This window comes from Pseudomonas sp. NPDC089406 (assembly GCF_044900265.1).
GTDB classification, from domain to species: domain Bacteria; phylum Pseudomonadota; class Gammaproteobacteria; order Pseudomonadales; family Pseudomonadaceae; genus Aquipseudomonas; species Aquipseudomonas fakonensis.
This window is the reverse complement of sequence record NZ_JBJDNC010000009.1, coordinates 35572-61752: the sequence shown is the minus strand read 5'-3', so window position 1 is coordinate 61752 and position 26181 is coordinate 35572. Positions and strand designations below refer to the sequence as shown.

The 26181-nt window shown below is 63.1% G+C and carries 28 protein-coding genes; 15 read left to right on the top strand and 13 right to left on the bottom strand.

Translation table 11 applies throughout. The features are described 5' to 3' along the window. Positions 1-41 precede the first annotated feature (41 nt). Positions 42-410, top strand: a complete 369-nt coding sequence (locus ACI2KK_RS08720) for a hypothetical protein (RefSeq protein ID WP_404668620.1) — start codon at positions 42-44, stop codon at positions 408-410. Further along, on the top strand, positions 391-969 hold the full coding sequence (locus tag ACI2KK_RS08715) for a hypothetical protein (RefSeq protein ID WP_404668619.1): 579 nt from the start codon (positions 391-393) through the stop codon (positions 967-969). The genes ACI2KK_RS08720 and ACI2KK_RS08715 overlap by 20 nt, the downstream gene beginning before the upstream one ends. A 417-nt stretch (positions 970-1386) precedes the next feature. On the opposite strand, the gene ACI2KK_RS08710 is transcribed toward ACI2KK_RS08715, so the two are convergent. Then, positions 1387-1740 (bottom strand): hypothetical protein, encoded by a 354-nt coding sequence (locus ACI2KK_RS08710; protein WP_404668618.1) that lies wholly within the window; start codon positions 1738-1740, stop codon positions 1387-1389. 449 nt (positions 1741-2189) lie between these two features. On the opposite strand from ACI2KK_RS08710, the gene ACI2KK_RS08705 reads away from it, so the two are divergent. The 3 genes from ACI2KK_RS08705 to ACI2KK_RS08695 all read left to right on the top strand — a co-directional run bounded on the left by ACI2KK_RS08705 (position 2190) and on the right by ACI2KK_RS08695 (position 3377). Next, the gene (locus ACI2KK_RS08705; RefSeq protein ID WP_404668617.1) at positions 2190-2426 is read left to right on the top strand and encodes a hypothetical protein; all 237 of its coding nucleotides are present in this window, start codon (positions 2190-2192) and stop codon (positions 2424-2426) included. A 114-nt stretch (positions 2427-2540) separates the two neighbouring features. Continuing rightward, entirely contained in the window at positions 2541-2813 is a 273-nt protein-coding gene (locus tag ACI2KK_RS08700) for a DUF3077 domain-containing protein (RefSeq protein WP_404668702.1), read from the top strand. A gap of 78 nt (positions 2814-2891) precedes the next feature. After that, positions 2892-3377 carry a hypothetical protein gene (locus ACI2KK_RS08695; protein WP_404668616.1) on the top strand — a complete coding sequence of 162 codons (486 nt, stop codon included), beginning with the start codon at positions 2892-2894 and terminating at the stop codon, positions 3375-3377. Between the two features lie 72 nt (positions 3378-3449). Here the strand turns inward: ACI2KK_RS08695 and ACI2KK_RS08690 are convergent, their stop codons facing one another. Continuing rightward, complete coding sequence (locus ACI2KK_RS08690; protein WP_404668615.1) at positions 3450-3989, bottom strand: helix-turn-helix domain-containing protein; 540 nt, start codon at positions 3987-3989, stop codon at positions 3450-3452. A 24-nt stretch (positions 3990-4013) separates the two neighbouring features. Between ACI2KK_RS08690 and dusA the strand changes: the two genes are divergently transcribed. The 3 genes from dusA (at position 4014) to ACI2KK_RS08675 (ending at position 8500) form a co-directional block, all read left to right on the top strand. Further along, entirely contained in the window at positions 4014-5024 is a 1011-nt protein-coding gene (dusA, locus tag ACI2KK_RS08685) for a tRNA dihydrouridine(20/20a) synthase DusA (protein WP_404668614.1), read from the top strand. Positions 5025-5217: 193 nt separating this feature from the next. After that, entirely contained in the window at positions 5218-6144 is a 927-nt protein-coding gene (tal, locus tag ACI2KK_RS08680; protein ID WP_404668613.1) for a transaldolase, read from the top strand. Positions 6145-6607: 463 nt separating this feature from the next. Continuing rightward, positions 6608-8500 (top strand): alkaline phosphatase D family protein, encoded by a 1893-nt coding sequence (locus ACI2KK_RS08675; protein ID WP_404668612.1) that lies wholly within the window; start codon positions 6608-6610, stop codon positions 8498-8500. A gap of 214 nt (positions 8501-8714) precedes the next feature. On the opposite strand, the gene rssC is transcribed toward ACI2KK_RS08675, so the two are convergent. Together rssC and rssB are read right to left on the bottom strand one after the other, a co-directional pair. Beyond that, on the bottom strand, positions 8715-9197 hold the full coding sequence (gene rssC, locus ACI2KK_RS08670; RefSeq protein ID WP_217842583.1) for an anti-sigma factor antagonist RssC: 483 nt from the start codon (positions 9195-9197) through the stop codon (positions 8715-8717). Further along, positions 9194-10378: a two-component system response regulator RssB gene (gene rssB / locus ACI2KK_RS08665; protein ID WP_217888442.1), complete on the bottom strand. Its 1185-nt coding sequence runs from the start codon at positions 10376-10378 to the stop codon at positions 9194-9196. The genes rssC and rssB overlap by 4 nt, the downstream gene beginning before the upstream one ends. A 270-nt stretch (positions 10379-10648) precedes the next feature. On the opposite strand from rssB, the gene ACI2KK_RS08660 reads away from it, so the two are divergent. Then, complete coding sequence (locus tag ACI2KK_RS08660; protein ID WP_217842581.1) at positions 10649-10942, top strand: PilZ domain-containing protein; 294 nt, start codon at positions 10649-10651, stop codon at positions 10940-10942. A gap of 289 nt (positions 10943-11231) precedes the next feature. On the opposite strand, the gene ACI2KK_RS08655 is transcribed toward ACI2KK_RS08660, so the two are convergent. After that, positions 11232-11939 (bottom strand): VacJ family lipoprotein, encoded by a 708-nt coding sequence (locus tag ACI2KK_RS08655; protein ID WP_217888440.1) that lies wholly within the window; start codon positions 11937-11939, stop codon positions 11232-11234. Positions 11940-12128: 189 nt separating this feature from the next. Between ACI2KK_RS08655 and ACI2KK_RS08650 the strand changes: the two genes are divergently transcribed. Together ACI2KK_RS08650 and ACI2KK_RS08645 are read left to right on the top strand one after the other, a co-directional pair. Then, entirely contained in the window at positions 12129-12692 is a 564-nt protein-coding gene (locus ACI2KK_RS08650; protein WP_404668611.1) for a phosphonoacetaldehyde phosphonohydrolase-related protein, read from the top strand. Between the two features lie 123 nt (positions 12693-12815). Next, positions 12816-13079, top strand: coding sequence for a DUF4404 family protein (locus ACI2KK_RS08645; RefSeq protein ID WP_027919578.1), 264 nt, complete (start codon positions 12816-12818; stop codon positions 13077-13079). Between the two features lie 152 nt (positions 13080-13231). Here ACI2KK_RS08645 and queF read toward each other — a convergent pair whose 3' ends face one another. Then, the gene (queF, locus tag ACI2KK_RS08640) at positions 13232-14062 is read right to left on the bottom strand and encodes an NADPH-dependent 7-cyano-7-deazaguanine reductase QueF (RefSeq protein ID WP_404668610.1); all 831 of its coding nucleotides are present in this window, start codon (positions 14060-14062) and stop codon (positions 13232-13234) included. A gap of 68 nt (positions 14063-14130) precedes the next feature. Then, complete coding sequence (locus ACI2KK_RS08635; protein WP_404668609.1) at positions 14131-14628, bottom strand: plastocyanin/azurin family copper-binding protein; 498 nt, start codon at positions 14626-14628, stop codon at positions 14131-14133. Between the two features lie 171 nt (positions 14629-14799). Here ACI2KK_RS08635 and ACI2KK_RS08630 point away from each other — a divergent pair, with 171 nt between their 5' ends. Beyond that, the gene (locus tag ACI2KK_RS08630) at positions 14800-15480 is read left to right on the top strand and encodes a heavy metal response regulator transcription factor (protein WP_404668608.1); all 681 of its coding nucleotides are present in this window, start codon (positions 14800-14802) and stop codon (positions 15478-15480) included. Next, entirely contained in the window at positions 15477-16820 is a 1344-nt protein-coding gene (locus tag ACI2KK_RS08625) for a heavy metal sensor histidine kinase (protein WP_404668701.1), read from the top strand. Before ACI2KK_RS08630 ends, ACI2KK_RS08625 begins: the two co-directional genes overlap by 4 nt. 279 nt (positions 16821-17099) lie before the next feature. Here the strand turns inward: ACI2KK_RS08625 and ACI2KK_RS08620 are convergent, their stop codons facing one another. The 3 genes from ACI2KK_RS08620 to ACI2KK_RS08610 all read right to left on the bottom strand — a co-directional run bounded on the left by ACI2KK_RS08620 (position 17100) and on the right by ACI2KK_RS08610 (position 20347). Further along, positions 17100-18344 carry a lipoprotein-releasing ABC transporter permease subunit gene (locus ACI2KK_RS08620; RefSeq protein ID WP_404668607.1) on the bottom strand — a complete coding sequence of 415 codons (1245 nt, stop codon included), beginning with the start codon at positions 18342-18344 and terminating at the stop codon, positions 17100-17102. 61 nt (positions 18345-18405) lie between these two features. Continuing rightward, on the bottom strand, positions 18406-19089 hold the full coding sequence (gene lolD / locus ACI2KK_RS08615) for a lipoprotein-releasing ABC transporter ATP-binding protein LolD (protein ID WP_369990558.1): 684 nt from the start codon (positions 19087-19089) through the stop codon (positions 18406-18408). Between the two features lie 7 nt (positions 19090-19096). After that, a complete protein-coding gene (locus tag ACI2KK_RS08610; RefSeq protein ID WP_217842573.1) occupies positions 19097-20347 on the bottom strand; it encodes a lipoprotein-releasing ABC transporter permease subunit in 1251 nt (416 codons plus the stop codon). Positions 20348-20440: 93 nt separating this feature from the next. Between ACI2KK_RS08610 and ACI2KK_RS08605 the strand changes: the two genes are divergently transcribed. Next, entirely contained in the window at positions 20441-21025 is a 585-nt protein-coding gene (locus ACI2KK_RS08605; protein ID WP_217842572.1) for a PilZ domain-containing protein, read from the top strand. A gap of 31 nt (positions 21026-21056) precedes the next feature. Beyond that, a complete protein-coding gene (locus ACI2KK_RS08600; protein WP_404668606.1) occupies positions 21057-21773 on the top strand; it encodes a glycerophosphodiester phosphodiesterase in 717 nt (238 codons plus the stop codon). Positions 21774-21821: 48 nt separating this feature from the next. Here ACI2KK_RS08600 and sthA read toward each other — a convergent pair whose 3' ends face one another. From sthA to ACI2KK_RS08585, 3 genes are all read right to left on the bottom strand, one after another. Next, the gene (gene sthA, locus ACI2KK_RS08595; protein ID WP_217842570.1) at positions 21822-23216 is read right to left on the bottom strand and encodes a Si-specific NAD(P)(+) transhydrogenase; all 1395 of its coding nucleotides are present in this window, start codon (positions 23214-23216) and stop codon (positions 21822-21824) included. 205 nt (positions 23217-23421) lie between these two features. Further along, positions 23422-24420: an FAD:protein FMN transferase gene (locus ACI2KK_RS08590; RefSeq protein ID WP_404668700.1), complete on the bottom strand. Its 999-nt coding sequence runs from the start codon at positions 24418-24420 to the stop codon at positions 23422-23424. A gap of 291 nt (positions 24421-24711) precedes the next feature. Next, positions 24712-26175: a glyceraldehyde-3-phosphate dehydrogenase gene (locus ACI2KK_RS08585; RefSeq protein ID WP_217842568.1), complete on the bottom strand. Its 1464-nt coding sequence runs from the start codon at positions 26173-26175 to the stop codon at positions 24712-24714. Positions 26176-26181: the final 6 nt, after the last annotated feature.

Here is a 26181-nt window from a genome sequence, read left to right as displayed (position 1 = left end):
GTAGTTCCATTTTGAGCGCCCTCAGAACAAGCCGGACCGGTATGGGCAACCGCTCGGAGTACCCCATCGAGGATGCAATCCAGTTTTTCCCGCAAACCAATGAAAGCCTGGCACAACTACTGGCCGATCACCTACAGATCAAGGTACGCGCTTTCATACGTCGCTCGGACTACAAAAACACTTGGGGCTCGTCCAAGGAGCGTCAGGTGAGCAAGTTGTGTGGAATCATCGATAACGTCGAGTCTGGTGAGGAGTGGTGCAGAAAATGGAAGGTATCGGCAAAGGAGCGGGCGAATAACGACGACCTATACAAGTTCACCTATCAGTCCACAGGGGCCATTAACCCCGTGATCTCTGGCGATACGCCTATAGGTGCACCAGGAGGTCACTTTGAGTTTTTACCAAAATAAATTCGCCTGGCTGGCTTTCGCCATTTTCTCTCCCTTACTGCTAATCACGGCCAACTACGGGTTCAAGGTAATGAAAAGCGTATACAACAAGGACTTGGGTAACGGTGTCGTTATCTATGCGGACGACTATGTGAACAGCGGTACCTGGGTGTTTGATTGTGAACACCGCCGCTTGATCAGTCGCGCGCCGCCACCTGCCCCACTCTCGGCGTTGGAGCGAGCCAATAAGCTCACTATTGGCAACATGTATGCATTGAATGACGCCGAGGAAAAGCTTGCAAAAGTAGCCATTCGAGCCATCACAGCGATGCCCGACTGGTACAAGAATCTGCGCTACCTCTACTCTGTTCTTGACGAAAACAGTGAGATCAGTAGCCACGTCTTCGACTTGCTGGCCATGCACGATGGCCGGGAGTGGGCATTGAGGGTCTGGCAAGAGATCGGCTACGACGGCGAGTCGAGCTTTGACATAACCGCCGCCCCCTACCACCCCGAAACCTATATGGACCATGCCAAGGCGCTCCAGCGCGCCACCAAGAGCTGTCCTGTGCCGCAGTGAGGGTATCCAAACAAACTGGCCGACCTGACGCCGCGAATACCGCTTGGCTACTTCAGCGCAGGCCAGGCGGTCGGTGCTGGCTTGATTGATGTCTTCGGGGAAGATCTGCGGTGATGGGCTGGATGACAATGCTCAGTTGGTTTGGGCGGCGCATTATTTGAGCGTGCTGGGCATGAAGTACTGAGGTAGAGGCGCGGCGGGGTCATGTACCGCGTCGCCTAATTCGCGGGCAAGCCCGCTCCCACAGGATTGCGTGTGGCCTGCAGACTTGCGGGGGCCTGTGGGAGCGAGCTTGCTCGCGAACACCGGCGCAGCCGGTGCCAAGCGCCGCGCAGGCGGGCGTCCCGATAGGCCCCTCAATCAAAAAAGCATTAACGATCTGCACTAACCCGGTAGCAACTGGGCTTACAAAAGCGACTAACCCCTTCCGTAAAACTTAACCATCTCCAACCAAATATATCTGTACCTGTACTCAAGCCACTTCACATGCAGCGTATTCAGCAGACGCCGAACAGCGCTGCTCTTCCGCCGACGGAGCATTTCCTCAATTTCATCTTCAAGTGCTTCCTTGCCAAAACAGCTCCAAACGGAAGGAAGCGTGCATTCAAGATTATGATGACAAACCGGAGCCACTTCGGAATAGAGTATCCGCCGCACCTCTGACGCTTCGAACATTTCGACCTGCCTTACAATAGCGGCATAATCGACCTCGTTATCGACAAACGCGTCTGACAATGCCCAACGTATGCTCGCTACTTCTTGCTCGGTCAAAAGACCTCCCTATCGGGAAACCATTCAAATGTATCCTCGAAGGCGCACATTAACTCAATTTTGATGCTTCCGATCAGCGAAAGCTCAAACCGGCCAGCACCGATCGCCAGCCAGATGCCAAGCAGGCGGCTGACGCTGTGGCCCGTCGAAACAATCAGATTTACCCCCTTCCTTGTAGTCCATTTCCCAAATATCCTCCTACCGCCTTTTTTCCGTTGCAGCAGCCCTGCTCGGCACCTAGTCTCGGCGAGTCGCTGCATATCAGCGACACAGCTTTGACAGGCTGCGACGAAAAATTCGTATACGGTTCACCTCTATGGCGGCCGTACGTGCGGGCACGCTTGCGTGCGCCGGAATTTTACGATTTTCGCCGGTCTGTCAACCCACGTACGGCTGCCACCCTTCTGTTTGACAGCAGCAAGGTGGTAGCGCCAAAGAGGAAAATCGTGATGTTGAAGATCGTCCCCGACCCACCCCACCACTCCCTGGAAGACACCCTCATCCAGGCCACGGAATACGCCATGTGCGCGCAAGCCGTGACCCATCAGGCCATCCAGATCCAGCCCAAGTCCCCCGCCACTGCACTGCTACTGGCTTCGATGCATGAGCTGGAGACACTGCGTTCAGCGCTCGAGTCGGCGCTGATTCAGGTGCAGTTCTTGATGGCGCCGCAAACACGGCATTAAGGCATTAGACGTGTATTGCCTGGTCGGGCCTCATCGCGGGCAAGCCCGCTCCTACAAGGGGCCAGCGGTTTGCCTGTGCCGGCCGGGCGTTGACGATTTCAGGGAGATTGAATGATGACTACAACTGACGACACCACACCGAAAACCACTGTCGGCAAGACCCGGTTTTATCAAAGCGCAGGGCATACCGAGCCGCTGTTCTGCATCGAGCCGGGCATTCCTTGCCAGCATGCGCAGGAGCAGGCCTCGGAATTGATGGGGTGTGTTCGGGACATGACTTTGGTCGGGGTGCTGGATGGCAATGCGCAGCTGGTTTGGGCGGCGCATTATCTGAGCGCGCTGGCCAAGGCGCTGATGGATGATGCCGAGTTGGGCATGAAGCACTGAGGCAAAGGCGCGGTGGGGTCATGCACCGCGTCGCCTGATTCGCGGGTGAACCCGCTCCCACAGGGTAACGCGTGATCCATGGATGTGCGCTGGCCTGTAGGAGCGAGTTTACTCGCGAACACCGGCGCAGCCGGTGCCAGGCGCCGCGCTTTTGCAGGGCTGGCCTCATCGCGGGGCAAGCCCGCTCCCACGGTATTACCCATGCCAAATGAGGCGGGCCGTGGCGGCTTGGTGATGACATCATGCATGGGCTCTCGAAAACAAGCCTCGGACCACATGAAAGCCATCCTCGCCCTCTTCTTCCTCTCACTCACCGCCGCCCTCTTCGTCGGCTACTACGAGAAAATGGAAGACGCCTACCCGGAGAAAGTGTTCTTCATCAAGAAGAAGCCAACATTCCAAATCGAGTTCGAGAATATTTTCGCCTACGAGTCAGATGACAAGCCTCTGAACGCGCTGAACGATGCCGAGCGCGAGTCGGTGATGCGCTACTGCGAATACCGCTTGGGCATAACGACCGGGCTTAAAACCCAAGCCGAGCTTGAGGCCTGCAAGCAAAGATAAGGCTGTAGAAAGTCAGCCCCTCAATTGCAGTTTTTCACATAACCAGCTTGCACACTGGCCCAGCGGTGGAAATCAGCCGTTCGCCAGCTCTTGCGACAACTCCGGATGCCTGGCAATCAGGCGCATCAAGCAAAGTACGCCGCCAGGTGGAACGAAACGCCCCTGCTCCCAATCACGAAGCGTGGCAACAGGCGTGGCGATACGCTCGGCAAACAGCGCCTGAGTCAACCCAGACCGCTCCCGCGCCAGGCGCACTAACATTTGCTCAGGCGTCGTTACGCGGCCTACACCCGCTTTGGCTTCCATCAAAGCCTGGCGCAGATCGGGGATCTCTTGGCCCGCATCTTCCTCAATCGCTTTGGCAACCTTCTCAGTATCAATGTCCCGCATCCACACCACCTTGCCGCTCGCGGCGCAAATCAACTGGCGCACTTGGTGAGTGCCAAGCCGAGCGCCGGGCTTTCCTGATAAACTACCGGTCTTTTTCCATAGCCTGCTTGAACCGACGTTTGCGTGGGTTCCAGGCCATCGTATTCGTGGATTTGCTACACAGCCATCCTTGTTGCTGATTTTTAGCAACAGCTCCCGTGCTTCAGCAAAATTCAGCAGCAAGCAGCACCAACCGAGAGACTCGAAATGCAACCGATTCAGGCAGAAAACCCCGCAAAACCAGGCGATTCAGTGGTCAGGAGGTTTTCTGTTGCGCCGATGATGGACTGGACCGATAGGCACTGCCGCTTCTTCCTACGCCTGCTATCAAAAAACGCCCTGCTCTACACCGAAATGGTCACCACCGGCGCCCTGCTGCACAACGACGCCAACCGCTTCCTGCGCCACGACGTGTCCGAGCACCCGCTGGCCCTGCAGTTGGGTGGCAGCGTGCCGGCGGACCTGGCGGCCTGTGCGCGGCTGGCCGAGCAGGCGGGGTATGACGAGGTCAACCTCAACGTCGGCTGCCCCAGCGACCGGGTGCAGAACAACATGATCGGCGCCTGCCTGATGGGCCACCCGGCGCTGGTGGCCGATTGCGTCAAGGCCATGCAGGACGCGGTGAGCATCCCGGTGACGGTCAAGCACCGCATCGGCATCAATGGCCGCGACAGCTATGCCGAGCTGTGCGACTTCGTCGGCCAGGTGCGCGACGCAGGCTGCCGCAGCTTTACCGTGCATGCACGCATCGCCATCCTCGAAGGGCTGTCGCCCAAGGAGAACCGCGAAATCCCGCCGCTGCGCTATGACGTGGCGGCGCAGCTGAAAGCTGACTTCCCGGAGCTTGAGCTGGTGCTCAATGGCGGCATCAAAACGCTGGAAGAATGCCGCACCCACCTTGCCACCTTCGACGGGGTGATGCTGGGGCGCGAGGCGTACCACAACCCGTACCTGCTGGCCGAGGTGGACCAGCAACTGTTCGGCAGCACCGCGCCGGTAGTCAGCCGCGCCGAGGCGATGGAGCAGCTGCGGCCTTATATCGTCGCGCATATCGAGAGCGGCGGCGCGATGCACCATGTCACCCGGCATATTCTCGGGCTGGGGCAAGGCTTCCCGGGGGCGCGGCGCTTCCGCCAGTTGCTGTCGGCGGATATTCACAAGACCGACACCCCGCTGGCGGTGCTGGACCAGGCGGCGGAGCTGCTGCAGGGGCGCTGAGGGAACCTGGGGTGGGGTTTTGGATCGAAGGCTTATCTTGCGGTGGCCCTAGTGTAGGTGGGGCTGCTGCGCAGCCCATCGCAGACAAGCCTGCTCCTACAGGGGGCGGGTTGTATGCGGGGGCCCTGGCGGGCCTTGAGTGGCCGCCGGGGCTCGGGTAATGTCGAGTCATTGCACAGGACAGAGCACGCCCATGACTTCCAAGCTGGAACAACTCAAGCAGTTCACCACCGTGGTTGCCGACACCGGCGACCTGGACGCCATCACCCGGCTCAAGCCGGTGGACGCCACCACCAACCCGTCGCTGCTGCTCAAGGCTGCCGCCATCCCCGGTTACGCCAACCTGCTCAAGCAGGTGAAAAGCGACGCCAAGGGCAATGTCGACCTTGCCTGCGACAAGTTCGCGGTGGCCGTGGGCGCTGGTATTCTCAAGGTGATCCCGGGGCGTATCTCTACCGAGGTGGACGCGCGGCTGTCGTTCGATGAGCCGGCGCTGCTGAAAAAGGCCCGCCAACTGATCGAGCTGTACGAAGCGGCCGGCATCGGGCGTGATCGTGTACTGATCAAGCTGGCCTCCACCTGGGAAGGCATCCGCGCCGCCGAGAAGCTGGAAAAGGAAGGCATCCAGACCAACCTCACCCTGCTGTTCTCCTTCGCCCAGGCCCAGGCCTGCGCCGATGCCGGGGTGTTCTTGATTTCGCCGTTCGTGGGGCGCATCTACGACTGGTACAAGAAGAGCACCGGCAAGGAGTACACAGGCGCCGAAGACCCGGGCGTGCAGTCGGTCACGCGCATTTACGACTACTACAAGGCCAACGGCTACAACACCGTGGTGATGGGCGCGAGCTTCCGCAACATCGGCCAGATCGAACAGCTGGCCGGCTGTGACCGCCTGACCATCAGCCCGGAGCTGCTGCAGCAGCTTTCCGACGACCAGGGCGAGCTGCCGCGCATCCTCAAGCCGGGCAATGCCGGCGAGGCCAAGCAGGTGCTCAACGAGAGCCAGTTCCGCTGGGGCATGAACGAAGACGCCATGGGCACCGAGAAGCTGGCCGAGGGCATTCGCCAGTTCGCCCGCGACCAGGAGAAGCTCGAAAAGCTGATGGCAGACAAAGCCTGATACATATTCGGCTTGATCGACGGGTGGGGAATGCCGAGCATTCTCCGCCCGTTTTTCGTTGGGGTGGAGAATCACCGCTGAACTGGGCCCTGTAGGAGCGGCTTTAGCCGCGAAGCAGGCAACGCGGTGGATGGCACCGGCTTCGCCGGTGTTCGCGGCTAAAGCCGCCCACAGGTACAGCGCTGGGCTCAGGTTGCGCACAACCCTGTGGGAGCGGGTTCACCCGCGAAGCAGGCGACGCGGTGGCTGGCACCGGCTGCGCCGGTGTTCGCGGGCAAGCCCGCTCCCACAGGAATCGCGGCAACTTCTAAAAATTGGGCAAGACAGTTGCTCCCACAGGGGCGGCATAACGCTCAGGCCCGTGCCGCACCTGTAGGAGCCGGCTTGCCGGCGATGAGGCCGGCACAGGCAAGACATTTACTCCTTCTCGACTACTAACCCCATCATGTTTTCACCTAAATAAATGACCCCTGCCGCCCCACTCCCCCTCGTCCTCGCCGGCCCCGTACTGCGCCGCCTGGAGCCACACCGCCTGGCCATCTGGCTGGTGGGCTCGCAACCCTTGCAGCCCGAGTTCCACCTCGACTGCCCGGGCATCACCCCCAGCCTGCATTGCCACACCCTGCCCGTGGGCGAGCACGCCTTCATTCACCTGCTGGACATCCACTTCGACCACCCGCTGCCGTTCGATACCGCGCTGCCCTACGACCTGCGCCTGGCCAACGGCCAGGGCATCGCCGACTGGGCCCCGCACCTGCTTTACCCAGGCGCCAGCCTGCCGAGTTTCGTGCTGCGCGAACGCATGGACCACCTGCTGCATGGCTCCTGCCGCAAGCCCCACCACCCGGTAACAGACGGCCTGCTGTGCGCCGACCGCTTGCTGGCCGCAGGCCCGGCGCCCGCCGAGCGCCCGGCAGTGTTGCTGATGACCGGCGACCAGGTGTACGCCGACGATGTCGCCGGCCCGATGCTGCGGGCCATCCATGGGCTGATCGAGCGCCTGGGGTTGTTCGACGAGGCGCTGGACGGTGCCCTGGTGGCCAACGGCGCCGAGCTGTACCAGCACCCGGCCTGCTACTACCACCGCGCCGACCTGCTGCCGGCGCAGCAGAGCAACGAAACCCTGCGCGAGCGCTTTTTCGGCGGCAAGCGCAAGCCGATCTTCTCGTCCAGCAATGCCGACAACCATCTGGTGACCTTCGCCGAGGTGATGGCCATGTACCTGCTGGTATGGGCGCCGCAGCCGTGGGCGCTGGTGGACATGGCGATGCCGGAAGGCTTGGCCGAGCAGCACCAGGCGCGTTACCTGCACGAGCTGCCGCTGATCGAGGGGTTTCGCGACGGGCTTGGCCAGGTGGCGCGGGCCATGGCCCACCTGCCCTGCCTGATGATCTTTGACGACCACGACATCACCGATGACTGGAACCTGTCGGCGCAGTGGGAACAGACGGCCTATGGGCACCCGTTCTCGCGGCGGATCATTGGCAATGCGCTGCTGGGGTATTTGCTGTGCCAGGGGTGGGGGAATGATCCGCAAGGGTGTGCGGCGTTGGTCGCTGAATGCCAGGAACATTTTGCCCCCCTATCGCGGCGCAAGGCCGCTCCCACGCAGGCGACGGGCCAGGATGCGCTGATTGGCGAGCTGCTGCGCTTTCAGGGTTGGCAGTACGAACTGCCCAGCAACCCGCCCCTGCAGGTACTGGACACCCGCACCCGACGCTGGCGCAGCGAAAACAACCTGGGCAAGCCTTCAGGGTTGCTGGACTGGGAGGCGCTGTGCGAATTGCAGCAGGCATTGCTCGACCACCCTTCAGCGATCATCGTGTCGCCGGCGCCGATCTTCGGGGTCAAGCTGATCGAGACCGTGCAGCGGGTGTTCAGCGCCCTGGGCTACCCGCTACTGGTGGACGCCGAAAACTGGATGGCCCACCGCGGCGCGGCGCAGGTGGTGCTGAACATCTTCCGCCATTCGCGCACGCCGGGGCATTACGTGGTGCTGTCGGGGGATGTGCACTACTCGTTCGTCTACGAGGTGCTGATCCGCCACCGCCAGCACAGCCCGCACCTGTGGCAGGTGACCAGCAGCGGCATCAAGAACGAATTCCCGCGGCGCCTGCTGGATGTGCTCGACCGCCTCAACCGCTGGCTGTATTCGCCGCGCTCGCCACTGAACTGGTTTACCCAGCGCCGGCAGATGGAGGTGGTGCCACGGGTGCCCAGCCATCGCAAGGCCGGGGAGCGGCTGTGGAACAGTGCGGGGTTGGGGCAGGTGTTCTTCGATGAGCAGGGGCGGCCGGCGCGGGTGTTTCAGCTCAATGCCAATGGGGCGCCGGCGACGGAGTTCGTGCAGCACTGAGGCCATCGCTGGGCAAACTCGATCGCATAAGCTTCAGGCCTGCGCGATCCCTGTGGGAGCGGCTTTAGCCGCGAAGCAGGCACCGCGCTAGATGGCACCGGCTTCGCCGGTGTTCGCGGCTGAAGCCGCTCCCACAGGATCTTTGTTAAATCAACGAGTTGTGATTTATTCCATAGGAGCCGGCAAGCCGGCTCCTAGCCGCGCAGGCAGACGCTCAGGAACGCTCGAGCGCGCTCACCAGGTCATGGAACGCCTCGCGGTTGGAGTCGTTCAGGCCCATCAAGATCTTGTGCGCTTCCAGCACCTTGGAGCGCACCACATCCTCGTTCTGGTCCTGCGATGGCAGGTCGGTCAGGCACTCGGGGCACGGCACCGGGCGGTCGACGATGTTGAACACCTGATCGAAGCCCATGGACTGCAACAGGCGCGAAATATCGGGGTTGGTGGTGACCACGGTCGGCAGCAGGCCGACCTTCTGCCGGGACAGAATCGACAGCTTGGCCAACAGGCCCAGCGTGGTGCTGTCGATGCTCTCGGTTTCGGTCAGGTCGATGACGATGGCCGAGAAGTTCAGCGCGGTGAAAATCTTCTCGATCGTCGCATCCAGCGCCGAACACAGGGTCAGGCGCACTTCACCGACAAATTTCAGAACGAAGGTGCCGCTCTGTTCGGCGAACTGGATTCTACCAGTAGTCATTCAAGGTTCCTGCTCAACACCAATAGGGCGATATCATCCGGCATCTCCCCAAGCGTAGCCAATCCGAAACGTTGGCGCAGCCCCTCCAGGCTGCCCCCCGCGGCCTTGACGATTTCCGGCAAGGACGCTTCCTTATCTTTGAGTGTGGGCCCCGGCAAAAGGTCCAGAATACCGTCAGACATCAGGGTCAGGCTGAACTGCGGCGGCAGCTCCAGCACCTGGTCCTGGTAACTGGCTTCATCGAACAGCCCCACCGGCAGGCCACGGCCCTCGAGGTAGCGCACGTTGCCCGGGGTATACAGCACCGGCAGCGGCAAGTGGCCGCCCACGCTGTAGGTGAGCAGGCCGGTGTCCTCGTCGATGACGCCACCGACCATGGTCACATGCTTGCCCAGCTTGCAGTTGATCAGCCCGCGGTTGATGTGGCTGAGCACTTCCGAGGGTTTGAAATCGCGCATCTTGCCGCTGCGCTTGAATTCGAACAGCAGCCGCGTAGTCATGAACTTCAGCAGCACGGTAACGAACGCCGACGACGCGCCGTGGCCGGACACATCCGCCAGGTAGAAGGCGATGCGCCGCTCGTCGACGCGAAAATAATCGGCAAAGTCGCCAGACAAATACAGCGACGGGATGATCTGGTGCTCGAAGCGGTACTCACCCACCGTACGCGGGCTTTCCGGGAGCATGTTCATCTGCACCTGGCGCCCGGCGTTCTGGTCTTCCTGCAGCAGGTGCAGGCTGGCCTCGAGTTCGCGGTTGGCGGCTTCGAGCTTGTCGCGATAGCGCTGGTTCTCGAGCACCAGGCGCGAACGGTCCAGCGCACGGCGTACCGAGTGCTCAAGCACCGCGAGGTCTTCCAGCGGCTTGATCAGGTAGTCGGCAGCGCCCAGGCGCAAGGCCTCGACCGCATCGCTCATGACCCCGGCACCGGACACCACGATCACCGGCAACTGCGGTGCGCGCTCGCTGATGCGGCGGATGAGTTCGAGGCCGCCCATCTGCGGCATGCGCAGATCGCAGATCACGAGGTCGGGCTGGTGTTCTTCGAAGACCTGGAGCCCCTGCTGGCCGTTACCGGCCTGGAGGACGCTGAAGCCGCTGTCTTCCAGATAGGCGGCGAGGCTGGCACGGACCACGTCGTCGTCATCGATGATCAGCAGCGTTGCACTGGTTTTCTGCATGTGGGCGAACGGCGCCAGATTTGGTTGGCGTAGCAGCTGTGGGCGTACCGACAGACGGCTACTGGAATGCTCTCTAGCCACTCTCTATTTGAGTTGTAGGACAAGAAGACTGGTCCGGCAAATAGGGAGGTGCCCTGTAAGGCGCTGACGGTACTCCCATCCGCCTGGCGTTTCAAGCGCAGGAAGGTAGACTTTCCAGCACTTTGACAGGGCAAATCGCACAGCGTTATAAGAAAGCTGTCCAGTGCAACCAGAATGAAGGATGCCGGCATGTCCCAGCGTGATTACAGCGAGAAACGCGATTTCATCCGCATGCGCGTCGACACCGAGGTGACCCTGCTGCACGAGGGCCAGGTGATCGCCGCCACCTGTATCGACCTGTCCAGCAGCGGCATGCAGGTGGAGGCGCCGCAGCGCTTTCAAGTGGGTGACCCGCTAGAGGTGCGCATCGATTCGGACCTGGCCGCGCTCAAGGGCCTGCATGCCAGTACCGAAGTGGTGTGGATCGCCGACCAGCCGGGGGGCGCGCAGAAGTTCGGGCTGCGCATACTGGCCATGCATTGAGGGGCCTGTCGCCAAGCCAAGTGCCATGGCTGGAGACTGTAGAAGCAACTGTCTCGCGCTGCCTGCTCCGGCCTCATCGCCGGCAAGCCGGCTCCTACAGGTACAACGCAGGCCTGAAGATCACGCGATCCCTGTGGGAGCGGTCTTGTGCCGCGATGGGCTGCGTAGCAGCCCCGGCAATTTTGCATGAAGCCAAGACCTTGGGGCCGCTTCGCGCCCCGTCGCGACACGAGGCCGCTCCTACAGGGGTCGTGTTACCTGCAGGAGCCGGCTTGCCGGCGATGACGGCTTAGAAGTCGTCCTCGACCTCGCCATCCTTGACCTTGAACTCACGGTTCTGCAGGTAGGCGTTGCGGATGAAGATGTACTTGTCGCCCTGCATCAGCTTCTCGGCCGACAGCAGGCTGGCGCGGGTGTCGACCGCGTCCACGGCGAAGATCGTGTTACGGGTCGGCACGTGGTCGATGTAGCGGTAGGGTTCGGTGTAGGTGTCCGGGTACTTGGCCAGGCCGTCACGCACGGTACTTGGGCCAAGCAGCGGAATCACCACGTACGGGCCGCTGGGCACACCCCAGTAGCCGAGGGTCTGGCCGAAGTCTTCGTCGTTGCGCTGCAGGCCCATCTTGGTGCCCACGTCGAAGAAACCGCCCAGGCCGAAGGTGGTGTTGACGATCAGCCGCGCGGTGTCGATGCCTGCCGCACGAGGCTTGAGTTGCAGCACGTTGTTGGCCAGGTTGGTGACGTCACCCAGGTTGCGGAAGATGTTGTGGATGCCATCTTCGAGAAACTGCGGGGTGACCGCCTGGTAACCCTGGGCCAGTGGCTTGAAGGCGTAGGTGTCCAGGGTGTCGTTGAACCTGAAGATCGGGCGGTTGACCGTCTCCCAGGGGTCGTCCTCGGTGGCGGCCTGGGTAGCTGCCACGGGCGCCAGCAACAGGCTGGCGCAGACACAGGCCTGGGTGATTCGCTCGATCACGCCGGCACCGATCCTACGCATAGATGTTTCTCCATCGGAATTCAGGTCAGCAGCCGCCCGTGGGCGCTGCGGGTCAAAGCGCCAGTATAATGGCTTGTTCGCTGTTTAATAGCTTCACACACTTTTGCTCAACATTTTGTGAACAACTGTTGCGGTCATCTGCCGGTAACAAAGCCTGGCTAGCCTGTGGTGTATTTCAGGGAAGTGACCATGCACGATGCACCCGCCCCCACCGCTGTGCTGTTCGGCTTGCGCGGTTGCCTGGTCCAGGCCGCGAACGGCACGCCCCTGCCCGCCCCCGGCGCCCTCGAATCCCTCGCCAGCCTGCGCGCCCGCCAGGTGCCCTGCATCTGGCTCGACAACCTGAGCCCGGCCCAGGGCCGGCAACTCACCCAGGTACTGCCCGACTGGCTGCCCGGCCAGCCGGCCAACGGTTGCAAATGGCCCGCGCCGAACGCCTGCTGGCAGGCCCTGATGGCGCTGCAAAGCGCACGGGTGGACGGCTGCGTGCTGGTCAGCGGCGAACCGCTGCTGCTGCAATCGGGCCTGAACGCCGGGCTGTGGACGGTGGGCCTGGCGGCCTGCAGCCCGTCCTGCGACCTCAGCTCCAGCCAGTGGCAGGCGATGAGCGCCCAGGAGCAGGAACTGGCCCGGGGCAAGGCCACGGTCGAGCTGTTCAACCTGGGCGTGCATTCGGTGATCGACCACCTGGAGTCGCTCGACACCTGCCTTGCCGACATCGCCCTGCGCCGGCACAAGGGCGAAAAACCCTGACACATCGGCGTTGACGAGGGTCATGCAAAGCAGCGGCAGGTGGATTACGCTACAAGGCAGGTACGAACCTTTGCCGCTTCGCTGAGGTCCATGCCTTGCCAAGCCATTGATGGAGTACGAACAATGCCTGCCCGCGAACTGCAAGAACGCCTGAACAGCCTGCGCGAGCAACTGGACCGCAACGTGCCGCTCTCGGACGAGGAGCTGGCCGCGCTCCACGAAGAAGCCCGGCAGATCGAGGCACAGCTCAAGCTCGAGGAAGCCACGCCGGACAACAATGTGGTGGATGGCGTGAACCTGGCCATCGAACGCTTCGAAGCCGACCACCCCGACCTCACCGCCACCCTGCGCAGTATCGCCAACTCGCTGCATAGCATGGGTATCTGATCCAGGCCGCTCCTGCAGGCTGCTCGCATGCCCCTGTAGGAGCGGCTTTAGCCGCGAACACCGGCAAAGCCGGTGCCCTCCACCGCGTCGCCTGTTTCGCGGCTAAAGCCGCTCCCACAGGGTCGGGTTCTGCTGCATACCGCCCGTTAGTCTTACTGGCGCACCAACCGCACATTCTGCGGGCTGACCGGCCCGGTGCTGCGGTACGGGTTGATGTCCAGCCCACCGCGGCGCACATAGCGCGCATACACGGTCAGGTGCTCCGGCTGCAGCAGCGTCTTCAAGTCCAGGTAAATACGCTCCACGCACTGCTCGTGGAAGTCGGCATGCTGGCGGAAGCTGATCAGGTAGGTCAGCAGGCTGGCATGGTCCAGCGCCTTGCCCTTGTACTCCACCACCACACTGCCCCAGTCCGGCTGGCCGGTCACCGGGCAATTGGACTTGAGCAGGTGGCTGTGCACGGTTTCTTCAACCACGCGGTCCGCCGCGCAGCGCAGCAGCTCGGGCTGCGGTTGCTCGTAGTTGCTGATGCTCACATCCAGCGCATCGATGCACAGGCCCGGCAAGGCGGTTACGCCTTGGGCTTCAACTTCGGCAAGGGTACTGACCTTGACTGCGACCGGCTTGCCGGCAGCGGCAGACAAGTCCTTGACCAGACACGCCTGCAGCGCCTCGATCGACTCGAACACGGTCTGGTTCAGCGAATTGAGGTACAGCTTGAACGACTTCGACTCGATGATGTTCGGCGAATCGCAAGGGATGGCAAACTCACCGATGGCCACCACCGGCTTGCCCGAGGGCAACAGCCACGACAGCTCGAAGCAGTTCCAGAAGTCCACGCCCTGCCAGGGCAGCGCATCGCCGCTGACGCCCAGCTCGGCCCACTTGGCCAGGCGCGGGATGGGGAACAGTTGCTCGGGGGAGTAGGTGGCGATGTACTCGCTGGACTTGCCCAGCGGGGAATGTTCGGCGGCGGGATGCATGGAAACTGACCTAGAGGTTCGAAATTGCCCCTAGTCTACCGGTTTTGCACCCCGCCTTGGAGCGCAACTCACTCGATGGTCAGCGGCCCGACCATACCGGCCTGGTAGTGCCCGGGCACGTTGCAGGCGAACTCGATGGGGGCAGACTTGCTGAAGGTCCAGGTCAGTTCGGCGCGCTGGCCGGGCTGCACCAGCACGGTGTTGCCAGCGCTGTGACCATGACCATCACGATGGTTCATCTGGCCATGGTCCATGCCTTCGTGGTTCATGCCCGCAGTGAACAGCTTGCCTTGCATGGCGACCATTTCTTTCTGGTGCTCGGCATGCATGGCCTTGTCGCCCAGGTTGAATTCGTGGGGCAACTGGCCCTGGTTGATCAGCACAAAGCGCACAGTCTCGCCGGCCTTGACCTGCAGGCTTTTCGGTTCGAAGGCGATGTCCTTGAGCAGCACCTCGACGGTGCGGGTGGCCTTGCTGGCCGGCGCCGGCTCGCCGAAGGCAAAGCTGTCTGCCAGGGTCGGCAGGCTGACCAGCGCGAGGGCGGCGGTGAGGAACAGGTGTTTCATGGGGCGACTCCGGAGCATACGGGGAATGCAGCCATTTTCAGAAAGCCCGGCTGGCAGCTGGCTGACAAGCAGATTACAACTTTGTCAGCTTGGGCAGGCGCAGGGATCGTCACGTATCATTTCGCCAACGCCCCCTGCTGCCGCTCAAGGCTTTGGAACAGTGAACCGCCCATGAAACTCTTGATCGTCGAAGACCAGGCCAAGACTGGCCAGTACCTGGCCCAGGGCCTGAGTGAAGCGGGCTTTGCCACGGAGCTGGCCGCCGACGGCGAAACCGGCCAGTTCCTGGCCCTGACCGGCGACCACGACCTGCTGATCCTCGATGTGATGCTGCCGGGGCGCAACGGCTGGCAGATCCTGCAGGCGGTGCGCCAGGCCGGGCTGGGCACGCCGGTGCTGTTCCTCACCGCCCGCGATGCGGTCGAGGACCGCGTGCACGGCCTGGAACTCGGTGCCGACGATTACTTGGTCAAACCCTTCGCCTTCTCCGAACTGCTGGCCCGGGTGCGCACCCTGTTGCGCCGTGGCGCCAGCGCCAGCCAGGACAACACCCTGGCCCTGGCCGACCTGCGCCTGGACCTGATCCGCCGCCGCGCCGAACGGGCCGGCGTACGCATCGACCTCACCGCCAAGGAGTTCGCCCTGCTCGAACTGCTGCTGCGCCGCCAGGGCGAGGTGCTGCCCAAGTCGCTGATCGCCTCGCAAGTGTGGGACATGAACTTCGACAGCGATACCAACGTGATCGAGGTGGCCATACGCCGCCTGCGCCTGAAGATCGACGATGCGCACCCGCTCAAACTCATCCATACCGTGCGCGGCATGGGCTACGTGCTCGAAGAGCGCGCCGACTGATGCGCCGTCTGTCACTGGGTGCGCGCCTGGCACTGCTGTTCGCCGCCTGCACCGCCGGCGTGTCGCTGGGGGCCGGCCTGCTGTTCAGCCGCGCCAGCGAGCAGCACTTCGTCGAACTCGACCAGCAACTGCTCAGCGGGCGCCTGTCGCTGATGCGCAGCCTGCTGGACGGCGCCACCAGCGCGCAACAACTGCAAACGCGCCTGCCGGCGGTGCTCAACGAACTGAGCCATCAGTCCGACCTGGCCCTGCGCGTGCGCGGCGGCGATGGCACGCTCTGGTTCGACAGCCGCACCAACCTGCCCGACGACCCGCGCCGCCCGGGCCTGGCCACGGTACACGCCAGCGATACCGACTACCGCAGCCTGACCACCGCGCTGGCCGACACCCCGCCCGGCGCGCCGCAACTGACCCTGTTTCTCGACATCACCCACCACCAGCACTTCCTGCAAGGCATGCAACGGCTGATCTGGCTCACCGTCGGGCTGTCGGCCCTGGCCACCGCGCTGTTGGGCGCCTGGGCTGCGCGCCGCGGGCTCAAACCGCTGCGCCAGATGGGCAAGGTGGCCGCCAGCGTCAACGCCCGCTCGCTGACCACCCGCCTGCCGGTGGAGCAGATGCCCGAGGAGCTGGCCGAGCTGGCCGGCACGGTCAACGCCATGTTGCAGCGCCTCGACGATGCCTTCCAGCGCCTGTCGGCGTTCAGCGCCGACATCGCCCACGAGCTGCGCACGCCGCTGTCCAACCTGCTGACCCACACCCAGGTCACCCTCACCCGCCCGCGCAGCCTCGAGGAGTACCGCGAAACGCTGCACGGCAACCTGGAGGAGCTGCAATGGATGGCCCAGCTGGTCAACGACATGCTCTACCTGGCCAAGGCCGACCACGGCCTGCTGATGCCCAGCCGCCAGCCACTGGTGCTGGAGGCCGAGGTCGATGCCTTGCTGGAGTACTACGCGCCACTGGCAGAAGAAGCCGGGGTACAGCTGCTGCGCGAGGGTGCGGCGGGCTTCGAGGGTGACCGGCACATGCTGCGCCGGGCATTGTCCAACCTGCTGGACAACGCCCTGCGCTTTACCCCGGCAGGGGGCGAGATTCGCGTGACGTTAAGTGAAGGGCCAAGCATCAGCGTGGCCAACTCCGGCCCAGCCATTGCGCCGGCACAGCTGGAGCGGTTGTTCGACCGTTTCTACCGCGCCGACCCGGCGCGTCAGGAAGGCAGCAGCGAACATGCCGGGCTGGGGCTGGCGATCACCCGCTCGATCGTACAGGCCCATGGCGGGCGCATTCGGGCAGAGTGTTCGCAAGGATGGACGCGGTTCACGATCGAGCTGGCCTGAAACTCTTTGGCTGCGAAGACCACGCTTGCAAGCACACCGCGCCCTCTGTGGGAGCGGGCTTGCCCGCGAAGCAGACGACGCGGTTGGCACCGGCTGCGCCGGTGATCGCAGGCAAGCCTGCTCCTACAGGGATCGCGTACGGCAGGCGTTGCAGGGCCCTTGTAGGAGCCGGCTTGCCGGCGATGAGGCCAAGCCTGCGAACGAATGCCGGCCTGGCGTCATGGCTGATGGCCCTATCGCCGGCAAGCCGGCTCCTACAAGGGGTAGCGGTATAGCGCCTTACTCGTAACGCAAGGCCATTGCCGGCTCCACCCGGGACGCGCGGTACGCAGGGTAGATGGTCGCCAGGAAGCTCATCACCAGCCCCGCCGTGCAGATCAGCGCCACATCACCCCATTGCAGCTCCGACGGCAGGCTGCTGATGAAGTAGATGTCGGAGGTGAAGATATGCTGGCCACTGACCCGCTCCAGCCAGCCGACCACCGCGCTCACGTTGATCGCCAGAATCACCCCCAGCACGCCGCCGATCAACGTGCCGACGATGCCGATCAGGCTGCCCTGGACCATGAAGGTGCCCATGATCTGCGAAGGCGTGGCGCCGATGGTGCGCAGGATGGCGATGTCCGGGCCCTTGTCGTTCACCACCATCACCAGGGTGGCGATGATGTTGAACGCCGCCACCGCGATGATCATCATCAGCAACAGGCCGATCATGGTCTTTTCCATCTTCATGGCACTGAACAGGCTGCCCTGGGTGTGCGACCAGTCATCGGCGCGGTAACCCTGGCCAAGCCCGGCGGCAATCGCCTTGGAGACCTGCGGCGCTGCGTACAGGTCGTGCAGTTTCAGGCGCACGCCCTGCACCTGGCCCGGGGCCCAGCGCTGCATTTCGGCGGCGTCGGCGATGTGGATGTAAGCCTGGGAGCCGTCCAGCTCGGCGCCCACCTTGAAAATGCCAGCCACAGTCAGGCGCTGCATGCGCGGGGTGATGCCACCTGGCTCGCTGCTGACCTCAGGCACGATCAAGGTCAGCTTGTCGCCGGTATTCAGGCGAAAACGCCGCGCGGTCAGCTCGCCGATCACCACGCCGTATTCACCCGGCACCAGGTCCTGCAGGCTGCCCTGGACGATGTGCTGGGTCACGATGGAGACCTTGCCCTCTTCGGCCGGGTCGATGCCGGCCACCTGGATCGGCTGCATCGCCCCGCGGTACGAGAGCATGCCTTCCATCTCGGTGATCGGCGCTGCGGCCATCACCGCCGGGTTGCCTTCGGCGGCGGCGGCCACTTTGCGCCAGTCGTCCAGCGGCTGCTCGCCAAGGATCGCGGCATGGGGCACCAGGCCCAGCACCCGCGAGCTCATCTCGCGCTGGAAGCCGTTCATCACCGACAACACCGTGATCATCGCCAGCACGCCAAGGGACAGGCCGATCATCGAGGTCATCGAAATGAACGAGATGAAGTGGTTGCGGCGCTTGGCACGGGTGTAGCGAGCACCGATGAACAAGGGCAAGGGTCTGAACATGAACTGGAACACCCAATCAAATAGTGGATCGGGGCGCTTCAGAGCACCCCGTTCAAGCGGCTCAGATCGCCACCAGTCGCCCGTCTTCGAGGCTCAGCACGCGGTCCATCTGGCGCGCCAGGCTGAGGTCGTGGGTCACCACCAGGAAGGCGGTCTGCGAGTGGCTCGACAGCTCCTGCATCAGCTCCTGGATACCCTGGGCGGTGTGGTGGTCGAGGTTGCCGGTGGGCTCGTCGAGCATCACCAGGCCCGGGCGGTTGACCAGGGCACGGGCGATGGCCACGCGCTGGCGCTCACCACCAGACAGTTCGGCCGGTTTGTGGTTCAGGCGGTGGCCCAGCCCTACCCGCTTGAGCAGCGCCTCGGCGCGCTCGCGAGCCTCGGGAATTGGCGTGCGGCCGATCAGCAGCGGCATGCAGGCGTTTTCCAGGGCGGTGAATTCCGGCAGCAGGTGGTGGAACTGGTAAACGAAGCCCAGCGCGCGGTTACGCAGCAGGCCGCGGGCACGTTCGCCCAGCGCCGACAGCTCTTCACCGGCCAGCCAGACGCTGCCGCGGGTGGGGGTGTCGAGGCCGCCGAGCAGGTTGAGCAAGGTACTTTTGCCCGAACCCGAACTGCCGACGATGGCCACCCGCTCACCGGGGTGCAGTTCGAGGTTGAGCCCCGACAGCACCTGCACCGATTCCGGGCCCTCGTCGTAGCTCTTGCCCAGGTTGCGGCAACTCAACACGGCTTTATCACTCATGCGCGACTCACTCATAACGTAGCGCCTCTGCAGGCTGGGTGCGCGAGGCGCGCCAGGCCGGGTAGAGGGTTGCGAAGAAACTCAGGACCAATGCTGCGCCACAGACCATGTACACGTCCTGGGCCTGGATCTGCGACGGCAGGTAATCGATGAAATACACGTCGGCGTTGAGGAACTTGTGCCCGATCAGCTTCTCGATGCCGGCAATCGCCGCGCTGACGTTGAGCGCGCCGAGAATGCCCAGCACCGCGCCGATCAGCGTGCCGACCACGCCGATCACCGTGCCCTGGACCATGAAGATGGCCATGATCTGCCCCGGCGTGGCGCCGAGGGTGCGCAAAATGGCGATGTCGCCGCGCTTGTCGTTGACCACCATCACCAGGGTGGAAATGATGTTGAACGCCGCCACCGCGACGATCAGCAGCAACAGCAGGCCGATCATGGATTTTTCCATGCGGATGGCCTGGTACAGGTTGCCGTGGGTGCGGGTCCAGTCACGCGGGTAGAACTCCTGCTCACCCAACTGCTGAGCGATGGCCCAGGCGGCGCGCGGGGCCTGGAACAGGTCGTCGAACTTCAGGCGCAGGCCCTGTACCTGGTCGGGTTTCCAGCGGTGCAGGCGGGACAGGTCGGTGATGTTGGTCAAACCGAGGTAGCCGTCAATTTCGCCGGCCCCGACATGGAAGATACCCACTACGGTGAAGCGCTTCATGCGCGGGAACATGCCGGCCGGGGTCACGCTGACCTCGGGGGCAACGAAGGTGAGCTTGTCACCCACGCCCACGCCGAGCTTCTGCGCGGCCTTGTCGCCGATCATGATGCCCCACTCGCCGGGCGCGAGCGCATCCAGGCTGCCCTCGCGCACGAAGTTGTCGATGATCGACACATCGCGCTCGCGGTTGGGGTCAACCCCGTTGAGCAGCACCTTCTGCACCTTGCCCTGGTGCGTCAGCAGCCCCTGCATCTGGGTGAACGGCGCAACCGCCACCACCTGCGGATTCTGCTTTACTTTAGAGGCAAGGGCCTGCCAGTCGTTGATCGGCTGGCCGGTTTCGAGCGTGGCGTGCGGGATCATGCCCAGCACGCGGGTGCGCATCTCGTGGTCGAAGCCGTTCATCACCGAGAGCACCACGATCATCACCACCACGCCCAGGGCGAGGCCGATCATCGAGGTGAGCGAAATGAACGAAACGAAATGGTTGCGACGCTTGGCACGGGTGTAACGCGTACCAATGAATACGAAAAGAGGTCTGAACATGTCGGGGCTTGTTCGGATGAAAGGGAACGTCCTTGTGGCGAGGCGCCTACGGCGGCTTTACACTCGGACCACCGCCGTAACCTTGGGTTCGCCATGACGACATTAGACGAAGAAGATCGCCGCGAATACTACCGCATCGAAGATCGGATCGCACTTCAAATCAGCCCCCTCAGCGCGGCCGAAGCCCTTGAAACAGAACTGTTGCAGGATGATTCACCGCTGTTCAATCTGCTCAGCGAACTGCACCTGTCCGACTTCGAGTCGCAGCACCTGCTGCGCCAGTTGAGCGAGAAGGACCGCACCCTCGCCGCCTTTTTGCGCGCGCAGAACAAACGCCTCGACCTGCTCAGCGCAGTGGTGGCGCACACCCTGATCGGCGAAATCGAAGCGCCGATACCGGTGATCATCTCCGAAGGCGGCATCGAGTTCGCCCAGCAGCAGCCCATCGCCGCCGGCACCCGGGTGAAGGTGAAAATGGTGCTGATGCCCCGCGCCCACGGCTTGCTGCTGCGCGGCAAGGTCACCCACTGCGACCGCCGCCCGGACGGCAGCTTCGAGGTGGGCACCGAGTTCACCGACATGACCGACGCCCAGCGCCAACTGCTGGCCCGCTACATCCTCCAGCGCCAGCAGCAACAACGGCGCCAGGCACTGGAACAGAACGACCCTGCCTCCTGAGCCCACTTCCCCCAGATTTGAAGGAACGAACGTGACCCTGATCTACGGCCACCGCGGCGCCAAGGGCGAAGCACCCGAAAACACCCTGAAGAGCTTCCAGCAGTGCCTGGCCCACGGCGTGACCCGCTGTGAACTGGACCTGCACCTGTCTTCGGACAACGAACTGATGGTGATCCACGACCCGACGCTCAAGCGCACCACCGGCCGGCGCGGCAAGGTGGTGGAGCACAGCGCCGCCGACCTGGTCACCTACGACGCGCGCAAGGGCGGGCCGGGCCATGTGCAGCCCTGCCCTATCCCAAAACTGGAAGAGCTGTTCGAAAAATGCCCGTTCGAGCACTGGCAGCTGGAGGTCAAGAGCGCTTCGCGCACCCGCGCCGCCAGCACCGTGCTGGCGATCCGCGAACTGGCCGTGGCCCATGGCCTGCTGGACAAAGTCACCATCACCTCCAGCTCACGCGAGGTGCTGGGCGCAGCGCTTGAGCTGGTACCGGACGTGAAACGCGGGCTGGTGGCCGAGTACGCCTGGCTCGACCCGCTTAAGGTCGCGCAGAACTACGGCTGCGAGCTGCTGGCATTGAACTGGACGCTGTGCACCCCCGAGCGCCTGATCAGGGCCCAGAAGCAGGGTCTGCACGTGTCGGTGTGGACGGTCAACGAACCGGCACTGATGCGCCGGCTCGCTGACTTTGGCGTGGACAGCCTGATTACAGACTTTCCCGGTTTGGCCAAGACCACCCTCGGGTAGGGCTGAAATCGGTCTCCCCGACCGGCTCAGGCCACCGGCCGGAGCCGCTCAAAAAAGCCGGTTCAGGCCGTCGTAGGCAGCTACCCGATAGGCTTCGGCCATGGTCGGGTAGTTGAAGGTGGTGTTGACGAAGTACTTCAGGTTATTCAGCTCGCCCGGCTGGTTCATGATCGCCTGGCCGATGTGGACGATTTCCGAAGCCTGGTAGCCGAAGCAGTGCACGCCGAGGATCTGCAGGGTTTCGCGGTGGAACAGGATCTTCAGCATGCCTTGCGGCTCGCCGGCGATCTGCGCCCGGGCCATGCTCTTGAAGAAGGCCTTGCCCACTTCGTAAGGCACCTTGGCCTGGGTCAGTTCCTGCTCGTTCTTGCCGATCGAGCTGATCTCCGGAATGGTGTAAATACCGGTGGGCACGTCATCGACAAAGCGCCAGCTGCCGTTGTCGACGATGCTGCCGGCAGCCGAACGACCCTGGTCGTGGGCGGCGCTGGCCAGGCTTGGCCAGCCGATCACGTCACCGGCGCCGTAGATGTTCGGCACGCTGGTGCGGTAGTTCTCGTCCACTTCGATCTGGCCGCGGCTGTTGACCTTGATGCCGATGTTTTCCAGGCCCAGCTTGTCGGTGTTGCCGGTACGGCCGTTGCACCACAGCAAGGCGTCGGCCTTGATCTTCTTGCCTGACTTCAGGTGCAGGATCACCCCGTTGTCCAGCCCTTCAACCCGCTCGTAGTCTTCGTTGTGGCGAACGGTGATGTTGTTGTTGCTGAAGTGGTAGCTCAGGGCCTGGGAGATTTCCGAGTCCAGGAAGCTCAGCAGCTGGCCGCGGTTGTCCACCAGCTCGACCAGCACGCCCAGGCCGCTGAAGATCGAGGCGTATTCGCAACCGATCACCCCGGCGCCGTAGACGATCAGCTTGCGCGGGGTGTGGCTGAGGCTGAGGATGGTGTCGCTGTCGTAGACGCGCGGGTGGTGGAAGTCGATATCGGCCGGGCGGTACGGGCGCGAGCCGGTAGCGATGATGATGTGCTTGGCGTTGAGTTTTTCGACCACACCGTTGGGGCAGACCACTTCGATGGTTTGCTCGTCGGCAAAGCTGCCGGTGCCGACGAACACGTCGACGCGGTTGCGCGCGTAGTAGCCGGTGCGCGAAGCCACCTGCTTGCTGATTACCTTCTCGGCGCTTTTCAGCACGTCGGGGAAGGAGAACCAGCGCGGCTCGCCGATGGCGCGGAACATCGGGTTGGTGTTGAACTGCATGATCTGCCGCACGGAGTGACGCAGCGCCTTGGACGGGATGGTACCCAAGTGAGTGCAGTTGCCACCGACCTGGCGACGGCTGTCGACCATGGCCACCTTGCGCCCTGCTTTGGCGGCGTTCATTGCCGCGCCCTCACCGGCGGGGCCGGAACCCAGCACCACTACGTCGTAGTTGTAGACAGCCATGCGTACTCCTTCAGAACTGGCCCGCGAGTCACGGTGGCTCGCGGGGCGCGATCATGGCGCCAGCGGCGCCATGCGAAAATTCGGGTGCAGTCTAATCAAGCGTGAACGCCGCGCACATTAACCCTTGGTCGCGTCGTAGGCCACTGTTGCCTGCACTACATGTGTTGCGCCGATTCCCTGGCGGCGATCATCCGTGCCTTGCCTTTCATTCGCCTTTCACCGCCCGTTCGAATGCGGGCGTGCTACGGGAGACGAAGCCACCCTCGGTCCGGGTCACCAACACTGCGGCAATGCCGTGGGCGATGGCGTAATCCCAACCGCGCTGCGGCCCCAGAATGAGCAGCAGCGTGGAATAACCGTCGGCCAACAGGGCCGAACCCTCGAGCACCGTTACGGCAGCCAGGTCATGCTCGACCGGGCGCCCGAGGCGGGCATCGAAGGTGTGCGAATAGCGCCGGCCATTGTCCTCGAAATAATGCCGATAGTCACCCGAGGTCGACACTGAAAGGCCTTGCACGGCAATCACCTGGCGGGCGACCTGGCGGTCTTCGCGGGGCAGCTCCAGCGCCACTCGCCAGGCGCTGCCGTCGGGCTTGCGGCCCACCGCCTTGAGCTCGCCGGTGGCTTCGGCGAGAAAGCTGTCGATGCCCATGGCAGTGAGGCGCGTGGCGATCAGGTCGACCGCGTGGCCGGCGGCGATGCTGTTGAAGTCCAGTTCGATGGCGGCGTCCTTGCACAGCTTGTGGCCTTCGATGCGCAGGTGAGCGTAGCCCACCCGCTGTTGCGCGCGCGCCAGCGCCTGGGGGTCGGGTACGTGCATCTCGCGGGCCTGGGGGCCGAAGCCCCACACATCGAGCAGCGGCTCGACGGTGAGGTCGAAGGCGCCCTGACTCTGCTGCGCCAGGTACTGGCCGAAGGTGACCAGTTCGAGCATGTCGTCATCGATGGCCAGGCACTGGTGGGCGGGCAACTGATTGAAGCGGCTGACGGTGGAGTCGGCGCGGTAGGTGGAATAGTGCGCGTCGATGGCCTGCAGGATGGCCTCGACCTCGGCCTGCACCTGCGCCGGGGCCGGGCCGTCGGGTTTGCGCACGTACTGGATGCTGTAGCTGCTGCCCATGGTCGGGCCGCCGAAGCGCTCGAGGGTGGGGCCCTGGTTGCAGGCTGCAAGCAGAACGAGAACAAAAAACAGGGCTGCACGCACGTTCGAACTCTCAGTCATCGCCCCCGGCCTCTTCGCGGGCAAGCCCGCTCCCACAGGATAGCGCCGCACCCTGGACCAGCGCAGCCCCTGTGGGAGCAACTGTCTTGTGCTGTCTGAACCGGCCTCATCGCCGGCAAGCCGGCTCCTACAGGTACGGCACTGGCCTGAAGCTCATACAACCCCTGTGGGAGCGGGCTTGCCCGCGAAGAGGCCGGCACAGGCCAGTGCAAAGGCCAGGCAAAAAAAACGGGAACCCGAAGGTTCCCGTTTGTTCAACGCATTACAAGCGGATCAGCGTGGAAACGCTGGCGGGTTCACACCGGCCATGTCTTCCATCACGCGAACCACCTGGCAGCTGTAGCCGAACTCGTTGTCGTACCAGACGTACAGCACAACACGGTTGTCGTTGACAATGGTCGCCTCAGCGTCCACCACACCGGCGTGGCGCGAGCCGACGAAGTCGGTGGAAACCACTTCCTGAGAGCTGACGTAATCGATCTGCTTGTGCAGCTCGGAGTGCATGGCGGTCTGGCGCAGGTACTCGTTCAGCTCTTCGCGGTTGGTGGCTTTCTCAAGATTCAGGTTGAGAATGGCCATCGACACGTTTGGCGTCGGAACGCGGATGGCGTTGCCGGTCAGCTTGCCCTTGAGCACTGGCAGTGCCTTGGCGGCGGCAGTGGCAGCACCGGTTTCGGTGATGACCATGTTCAGCGGCGCGGCGCGGCCACGACGGCTGCCCTTGTGGAAGTTGTCGATCAGGTTCTGGTCGTTGGTGAACGAGTGAACGGTTTCGACGTGGCCGTTGACGATGCCGTACTGGTCGTTGATGGCCTTGAGCACCGGCACGATGGCGTTGGTGGTGCACGAAGCTGCCGAGATGATCTTGTCATCGGCAGTGATTTCACCGTGGTTGATGCCGTGCACGATGTTCTTCAGCGCGCCCTTGCCAGGTGCGGTGAGGATTACGCGGGCAGCGCCAGGGCAGGCCAGGTGCTGGCCCAGGCCATCGGCGTCACGCCATACACCGGTGTTGTCGACGATCAGCGCATCGTTGATGCCGTACTGGGTGTAGTCGACTTCGCTCGGGCTCTTGGCGTAGATAACCTGGATCAGGTTGCCGTTGGCGGTGATGGTGTTGTTTTCTTCATCGATGACGATGGTGCCGTCGAACGGGCCGTGTACCGAGTCGCGACGCAGCAGGCTGGCGCGCTTGGTCAGGTCGTTTTCGGCGCCCTTGCGCACGACGATGGCGCGCAGGCGCAGGCCGTCGCCACCACCGGTTTTTTCGATGAGGATGCGCGCCAGCAGGCGGCCGATGCGGCCGAAACCGTACAGCACGACGTCGGTGCCCTTACGTGCGTTGGCGCTCTGTTGGCCAACCACCTCAGCCAGCTCGTCACGCACGAACTGTTCGGCGCTGCGGCCGTTGCCCTCTTGCTTGAACTTGTTGGCCAGCTTGCCCAGGTCGACCGATGCGGCGCCCAGTTTCAGCTCGCTCATAGCCTTGAGCAGGGGGAATGTCTCGTGGACGGACAGTTCGGTTTCGTCAGTTTGACGGTGACGGGCAAAGCGGTGCGCTTTGAGGATCGAGATAACCGAACGGTTGATCAGGCTGCGGCCATAGATCGAGCTCACCACGTTGTTGTTGCGGTAGAGCTGACCGATAAGCGGGATCATCGCTTCAGCCAAAGCTTCACGATCGATCCACTCACCAAGACACTGGTCGGGCTTCTGAGTCACGGTAACCTTCCACATGTAGGG